Genomic DNA, 6579 nt, shown 5'->3' with positions numbered 1-6579 from the left:
GCCCAAGCCCGCCCAGGCCCTGCGCCGGGTCACGGGCGCGGCGCTCGGCCCGTACCAGAGTGCGATCGTCCGTATCGGCTTCTCCGCGACCTGGCTGCTCTTCCTGCTGCGCGAGCTGCCGCACCGCCGTGAGCTGTACGGCCCGGACGGCCCGTGGAGCTGGGACATGGCCCAGCGGCTGGTGGACGGCAACCATGCCTTCACGGCGCTGCTGTGGACAAACAGCACGCTCTGGTTCGAGACCGTCTATGCCGTCGCCGTGCTCTCCAGCGCCCTTCTGCTGCTCGGCTGGCGCACCCGGACGATGTCCGTGCTGTTCATGGTGGGTGTCCTGTCGCTGCAGAATCGGTCCGTCTTCATGGGGGACGGCGGCGACAACGTCATCCATCTGATGGCGATCTATCTGGTGCTCACCCGCTGCGGTCAGGTCTGGTCGCTGGACGCGCGCCGGCGCGAGCGGGCCGCGGCGCGGTTCGCGCGGACCGGTGAGCCGGTGGTGGACCGGGTGGGGCCGGTGCTGTGGACCGTCGTCGGTGTCTGCCTCCTCGCCGTGACGCTGCTCGGCGACGCGAGCGGCGGCTGGCTGCTGATCTTCTGGGGTCTGTGGGCGGTGCAGGCGCTGTGGTGGGCCGCCGGGCGGTATGGGCAGGGCGATCCGCGCGCCCTGCTCGACGTCGTCGCCAACCTGGCGCACAACGCCACCATGGTCGTGATCATGGCCGAGGTCTGTCTGATCTACGCGACCGCCGGCTGGTACAAGATCCAGGGTTCGCGCTGGCAGGACGGCACCGCGCTCTACTACCCGCTGCACCTGGACTACTTCTCGCCCTGGCCCGCCCTGTCGGACATCCTCGGCGGCAGCGGCCTGATCGTCATGCTGCTCACCTATGGAACGGTCGCCGTCCAGGTCGCGTTCCCGTTCACGCTCTTCAATCGGCGGGTCAAGAACGTCCTGCTGGTGGCGATGATGATGGAGCACGCCGGTATCGCCCTGCTGCTCGGGCTGCCGTTCTTCTCGCTCGCGATGATCGCGGCGGACGCGGTGTTCCTGCCGACCGGGTTCCTGCGGTGGCTGGGCGGGCGTGCCGGGCGGCTGCGCGAGCGGCTGGCGCGCCGGGTGGCCCCGCGGGGGCGTGCGGACGAGGAGCAACGGCCCCGTACGCTCGTGGCGTGAGCAGCGAGACCAGCCCCAGCCCTTCCTCCGGCGCCGAGACCCCGGCGCCGGAGCCGCTTCAGTACGACGACGGCTTCGCGCCCGAGGTCGGGGTGGGGCCGCATCCGCTGCCCTGGCCGCAGGGGGAGCGGTACGACCCGGAGCTGCTCGCGCACGGCGACCGGCGCAACGTCGTCGACGCCTACCGCTACTGGACGCGGGAGGCGATCGTCGCGGACCTGGACACCCGCCGCCACGACTTCCATGTGGCGGTGGAGAACTGGGGCCACGACTTCAACATCGGTTCCGTCGTACGGACCGCCAACGCCTTCCTCGCGAAGGAGATCCACATCGTGGGGCGCCGGCGCTGGAACCGGCGCGGCGCGATGGTCACCGACCGCTACCAGCACGTACGCCACCACCCCGACACCGAGTCGCTGACGGCGTGGGCGGCGGCCGAGGGGCTGGAGATCATCGGGATCGACAATCTGCCGGGCGCGGTGCCGCTGGAGCGCACGGTGCTGCCCCGGCGGTGTGTGCTGCTGTTCGGGCAGGAGGGGCCGGGCCTGACCGAGCAGGCGCGCGAGCACGCCTCGGCGGTGTGCTCGATCGCCCAGTTCGGCTCGACCCGGTCGATCAACGCGGGCGCCGCAGCGGCGATCGCGATGCACGCCTGGGTGCAGCGCTACGCCACCATCCCGGACCCGGCGCCCTAGAGGCGGCCGGGTCCGGCGCGGGTGCCGGTACGCGCGCGTCAGGCCTGGCGGCGGACCTCCACCACCCGGAAGCGGTTGGCCACGAACGCGCTGTCGCACAGGGCGGCGTTCGCCGCCGGGTTGCCGCCGGAGCCGTGGAAGTCGGAGAACGCCGCCGTTTGGTTGACGTAGACGCCGCCCGTCAGGTTCAGGGACAGCTGGGCGGACTCCTCGATGCAGACCTCCTCGACCGCGCGCTCCACCTCCTGCGACGTGGTGTACGCGCCGACCGTCATGGCGCCCTTGTCGCGGACCGTGCGCCGCAGCAGCTCCAGCGCGCCGTCCGTGGAGTCGACCGCCACGGCGAAGGAGACCGGGCCGAAGCACTCCGACAGGTAGGCCGCCTCCGCGTCCGGCTTGGCGCCGTCCAGCTTGACGATCACGGGGGTGCGCACCACCGCGTCCGGGAACTCCGGGTTGGCGATCTCGCGTGAGGGCAGGGCGACCTCGCCGAGCCCGGACGCGGCCTCCAGCCGTGCCTTCACATCGGGGTTGACCAGGGCGCCCAGGATGGCGTTGGCGCGCGCGTCGTCGCCGAGCAGGCCGCCGACCGAGGCGGCGAGGTCGGCCACCACCTCGTCGTAGGACTTCTCGCCCGCGTCGGTGCTGATGCCGTCGCGGGGGATCAGCAGGTTCTGTGGGGTGGTGCACATCTGGCCGCTGTAGAGGGACAGCGAGAAGGCCAGGTTGGAGAGCATTCCCTTGTAGTTGTCGGTGGAGTCCACCACGACCGTGTTGACGCCGGCCTTCTCGGTGTAGACCTGCGCCTGGCGGGCGTTGGCCTCCAGCCAGTCACCGAACGAGGTCGAACCGGTGTAGTCGATGATCTTGATTTCGGGGCGGACGGCCAGCGTCTTGGCGATGCCCTCGCCGGGCCGCTCGACGGCCAGGGCCACCAGGTTCGGGTCGAAGCCCGCCTCGGCCAGGACCTCGCGGGCGATCCGGACGGTCAGGGCCAGTGGCAGCACCGCGCGCGGGTGCGGCTTGACCAGGACGGGGTTGCCGGTGGCGAGCGAGGCGAACAGGCCCGGATAGCCGTTCCAGGTCGGGAAGGTGTTGCAGCCGATCATCAGCGCGATGCCGCGGGCGGCGGGAATGAAGGTCTTGCTGAGCTCCAGCGGGTCGCGCTTGCCCTGCGGCTTGGACCAGTGCGCCGCGTCCGACGGGGTGCGGGTCTGCTCCCGGTACGCGTACGCCACCGCCTCCAGGCCGCGGTCCTGGGCGTGCGGGCCGCCCGCCTGGAAGGCCATCATGAAGGCCTGGCCGCTGGTGTGCATGACGGCGTGCGCCAGCTCCGGGGTGCGGGCGGAGACGCGGGAGAGGATCTCCAGGCACACCAGGGCGCGCAGCTCGGGCCCGGCCTCGCGCCAGGCGCCCATGCCGGCCTTCATCGCCGGCAGCAGCACCTCCAGGTCGGGGTGCGGGTAGGTGATGCCCAACTCCGTCCCGTACGGGGAGACTTCCGCGCCCGTCCAGTCGTCGGTGCCGGGCTGGTCCAGGTCGAAGCGGGAGCCGAGCAGGGCGTCGAAGGCGGCCTTGCCGTCGTGCTCGTACGCCTTGGGATGCTCGGGGTGGGGGGACCAGTACGCACGCGTGCGGATCGCTTCCAGGGCCTGGTCGAGCGTGGTCCGGTGGGACTCGGTGAGCTGCTGGGGGCTGAGCTGGGCGGCCATACGGACCAACTCCTCGTCGAGCTGGGCAGGGACGGGCGGACAGAGTTAGAGTAACCGAACGATCGGTCGGGACAAGGGGGTCCGTCGAACCTGTGGACAACGCATCGGGGAGGATCGCGTCATGACCGCCATCGAACCAAGCCCTGCCGTCGGACCGGACCGGGCCGTCGCCGTCGTCGGCACCGGGACCATGGGGCAGGGCATCGCCCAGGTGGCCCTGGTGGCCGGGCACCCCGTGCGGCTCTACGACGCCGTCCCCGGCCGGGCGCGCCAGGCCGCCGAGGCCATCGCGGGCCGCCTGGAGCGGCTCGTGGAGAAAGGCCGGATCGCACCGGCCGGGCGCGACGCCGCGCTCGCCCGGCTGCACCCGGCCCAGGAGCCGACCGAGCTCGCGGACGCCGCACTGGTCATCGAGGCGGTCCTGGAGCAACTCGACGTCAAGCAGCGGCTCTTCAACGACCTTGAGGACATCGTCGCCGAGGACTGCCTGCTCGCCACCAACACATCCTCGCTGTCCGTCACCGCCGTCGCGGGCGGCCTGCGCCACCCCGGCCGCTTCGTCGGACTGCACTTCTTCAACCCGGCGCCGCTGCTCCCCCTCGTCGAGGTCGTCTCCGGCTTCGCGACCGAGGAGGCCGCCGCCACGCGCGCGTACGAGACGGTCAAAGCCTGGGGCAAGACCCCGGTGCGGTGCGCGGACACCCCGGGCTTCCTGGTCAACCGCATCGCCAGGCCCTTCTACGCCGAGGCCTTCGCGGTGTACGAGGAGCGCGGCGCCGACCCCGCCACCATCGACGCCGTGCTGCGCGAGAGCGGCGGCTTCGCCATGGGCCCCTTCGAGCTGACCGACCTCATCGGCCAGGACGTCAACGAGGCCGTGACGCGCTCGGTGTGGGAGGCCTTCTTCCACAGCCCCAAGTTCACCCCCTCGCTGGCCCAGCGCAGACTGGTCGAGGCGGGTCTGCACGGCCGCAAGAGCGGACGCGGTTGGTACGGCTACGGGGAGGGCGCGGCGCGCCCCGAGCCGCACACCGCCGAGCCCGCCGAGGCGCCCGCGGCCGTCACGGTCGTCGGTGACCTCGGCCCCGCCGCCGAGCTCGTCGCGATGATGCGCGAGGCCGGGATCGAGGTGAAGAGCGTCGAGTCGGGCGGCCCCTACATCGGGCTGCCGGGGGACGGCCAGCTCGTCCCGGCCGACGGGCGCACCTCCGTCGAGTACGCGGACGTCGTCTACTTCGACCTCGCCCTCGACTACCGCGGCGCGACCCGCGTCGCGCTCTCGGCGAGCGAGGACACCTCCGCGCGCGCGGTGAGCGAGGCCGTCGGCCTCTTCCAGAAGCTCGGCAAGAAGGTCAGCGTCATCGGGGACGTGCCCGGCATGATCGTCGCGCGTACCGTCGCGATGCTGGCGGACCTCGCCGCCGACGCGGTCGCCCGGGGCGTCGCCACACCGGAGGACGTCGACACCGCGATGCGCCTGGGCGTCAACTACCCGCTCGGGCCCGTCGAATGGAGCCGCGGGCTCGGCCGGGACTGGGCGTACGACCTGCTGTCGGCGATGCACGAGCGCTGCCCCACCGGACGGTACGCGCCCTCGCTCGCCCTCTACCGGCAGTCGTACAGCAACGGCGAGGAGGCCGCCTCATGACCACCGCCAAGCGGGACACGTACACCCCGGAGACCCTGCTCACGGTCGCCGTGCGGGTCTTCAACGAGCGCGGTTACGACGGCACCTCCATGGAGCACCTCTCCAAGGCGGCCGGCATCTCCAAGTCGTCCATCTACCACCATGTGGCAGGCAAGGAGGAGCTGCTGCGGCGGGCCGTCAGCCGGGCCATCGACGGCCTGTTCGCCGTCCTGGAGGAGCCCGGCGCCACCCGCGGCCGGCCGATCGAGCGGGTCGAGTACGTCACTCGGCGTACGGTCGAGGTGCTGATGGCGGAGCTTCCGTACGTCACGCTGCTGCTGCGCGTACGGGGCAACACCAAGACCGAGCGCTGGGCGATGGAGCGGCGCAGGGAGTTCGACCAGCGGGTCTCCGACCTGCTCAAGGCCGCCGCCGCCGACGGCGACCTCCGGTCCGACATGGACATACGCCTGGCGACCCGGCTGCTCTTCGGCATGGTGAACTCGCTGGTGGAGTGGTATCGGCCGCAGCGCGAATCGGAGGCCGAGCGCGCCCAGGTCACCGAAACCGTCGTCCAGCTCGCCTTCGACGGATTGCGCACCCACTCCTGACGCGCGCGTGAAGCAGGCGGGTCCGGGCGCCTACGGCGTGCCGGGGCCCGGGTCCAGGTCGGTCTCCTCGAAGACCAGCAGCGTCCGGGTGGACAGCACCTCGGGGATCGACTGCAGCTTGGTCAGGACCAGTTCGCGCAGCGCCCGGTTGTCCGGCGAGTGCACCAGCAGCAGGACGTCGAAGTCGCCGCTGACCAGGGCGATGTGCGCGGCACCCGGCAGGGCCTGGAGTTGCTCGCGGACCGTGCGCCACGAGTTCTGCACGATCTTGAGCGTGATGTAGGCGGAGGCGCCCTGCCCCGCCCTCTCGTGGTCCACGCGCGCGGTGAAGCCGCGGATCACCCCGTCGTCCAGCAGACGGTTGATCCGGGCATAGGCGTTGGCGCGCGACACGTGCACACGCTCGGCCACGGACCGTATCGACGCGCGCCCGTCGGTCTGGAGCATGCGCAGGATGTCGCGGTCCACGGCGTCCAGCGGCCGTGCCGCCGGGCCCTGGCCCTCGTCGGCCATTTGTTCAGCTGCCATGTCCCCCCGCCTCCCTAGCATGGACGACCTGTCTCTATCCCAGGCTGTGCAGAACCGTTTGTCCACAGGCTCGCGGTGCCTGTAGCCAAAATGCGCTCTCGACCGAACAATCGGTAGGTGAGGCGCATCACACTGCCGTGCCTCCTTCCCGCTCTCACGAGGAGGTGCTTCGTCATGACGGTCCAAGAGCTGCCCGGTGCCGGTGCCGCCGCCTACCGGCCCACCCCTCCCC

General features: G+C 71.5%; 6 protein-coding genes. 4 read left to right on the top strand and 2 right to left on the bottom strand.

Features of this window, described 5'->3' with window-relative positions; all coding sequences use genetic code 11:
• The first annotated feature begins 19 nt into the window (after nucleotides 1-19).
• Together ACJA3G_RS26795 and ACJA3G_RS26790 are read left to right on the top strand one after the other, a co-directional pair.
• On the top strand, nucleotides 20-1174 hold the full coding sequence (locus tag ACJA3G_RS26795) for an HTTM domain-containing protein (protein WP_406555614.1): 1155 nt from the start codon (nucleotides 20-22) through the stop codon (nucleotides 1172-1174).
• A complete protein-coding gene (locus ACJA3G_RS26790) occupies nucleotides 1171-1869 on the top strand; it encodes a TrmH family RNA methyltransferase (RefSeq protein WP_406555613.1) in 699 nt (232 codons plus the stop codon). The genes ACJA3G_RS26795 and ACJA3G_RS26790 overlap by 4 nt, the downstream gene beginning before the upstream one ends.
• Before the next feature lie 38 nt (nucleotides 1870-1907).
• Here the strand turns inward: ACJA3G_RS26790 and paaN are convergent, their stop codons facing one another.
• Nucleotides 1908-3581 (bottom strand): phenylacetic acid degradation protein PaaN, encoded by a 1674-nt coding sequence (paaN, locus tag ACJA3G_RS26785; RefSeq protein WP_406555612.1) that lies wholly within the window; start codon nucleotides 3579-3581, stop codon nucleotides 1908-1910.
• A 121-nt stretch (nucleotides 3582-3702) separates the two neighbouring features.
• Here paaN and ACJA3G_RS26780 point away from each other — a divergent pair, with 121 nt between their 5' ends.
• Together ACJA3G_RS26780 and ACJA3G_RS26775 are read left to right on the top strand one after the other, a co-directional pair.
• A complete protein-coding gene (locus ACJA3G_RS26780) occupies nucleotides 3703-5229 on the top strand; it encodes a 3-hydroxyacyl-CoA dehydrogenase (RefSeq protein ID WP_406555611.1) in 1527 nt (508 codons plus the stop codon).
• Complete coding sequence (locus ACJA3G_RS26775) at nucleotides 5226-5819, top strand: TetR/AcrR family transcriptional regulator (RefSeq protein WP_406555610.1); 594 nt, start codon at nucleotides 5226-5228, stop codon at nucleotides 5817-5819. The genes ACJA3G_RS26780 and ACJA3G_RS26775 overlap by 4 nt, the downstream gene beginning before the upstream one ends.
• Nucleotides 5820-5849: 30 nt before the next feature.
• Here the strand turns inward: ACJA3G_RS26775 and ACJA3G_RS26770 are convergent, their stop codons facing one another.
• The gene (locus ACJA3G_RS26770) at nucleotides 5850-6347 is read right to left on the bottom strand and encodes an Lrp/AsnC family transcriptional regulator (protein ID WP_406555609.1); all 498 of its coding nucleotides are present in this window, start codon (nucleotides 6345-6347) and stop codon (nucleotides 5850-5852) included.
• Nucleotides 6348-6579 lie beyond the last annotated feature (232 nt).

The sequence above is a fragment of the Streptomyces sp. YS-3 genome (assembly GCF_045257485.1).
Lineage (GTDB): Bacteria > Actinomycetota > Actinomycetes > Streptomycetales > Streptomycetaceae > Streptomyces.
This window is presented reverse-complemented; position numbering and strand designations above follow the sequence as displayed.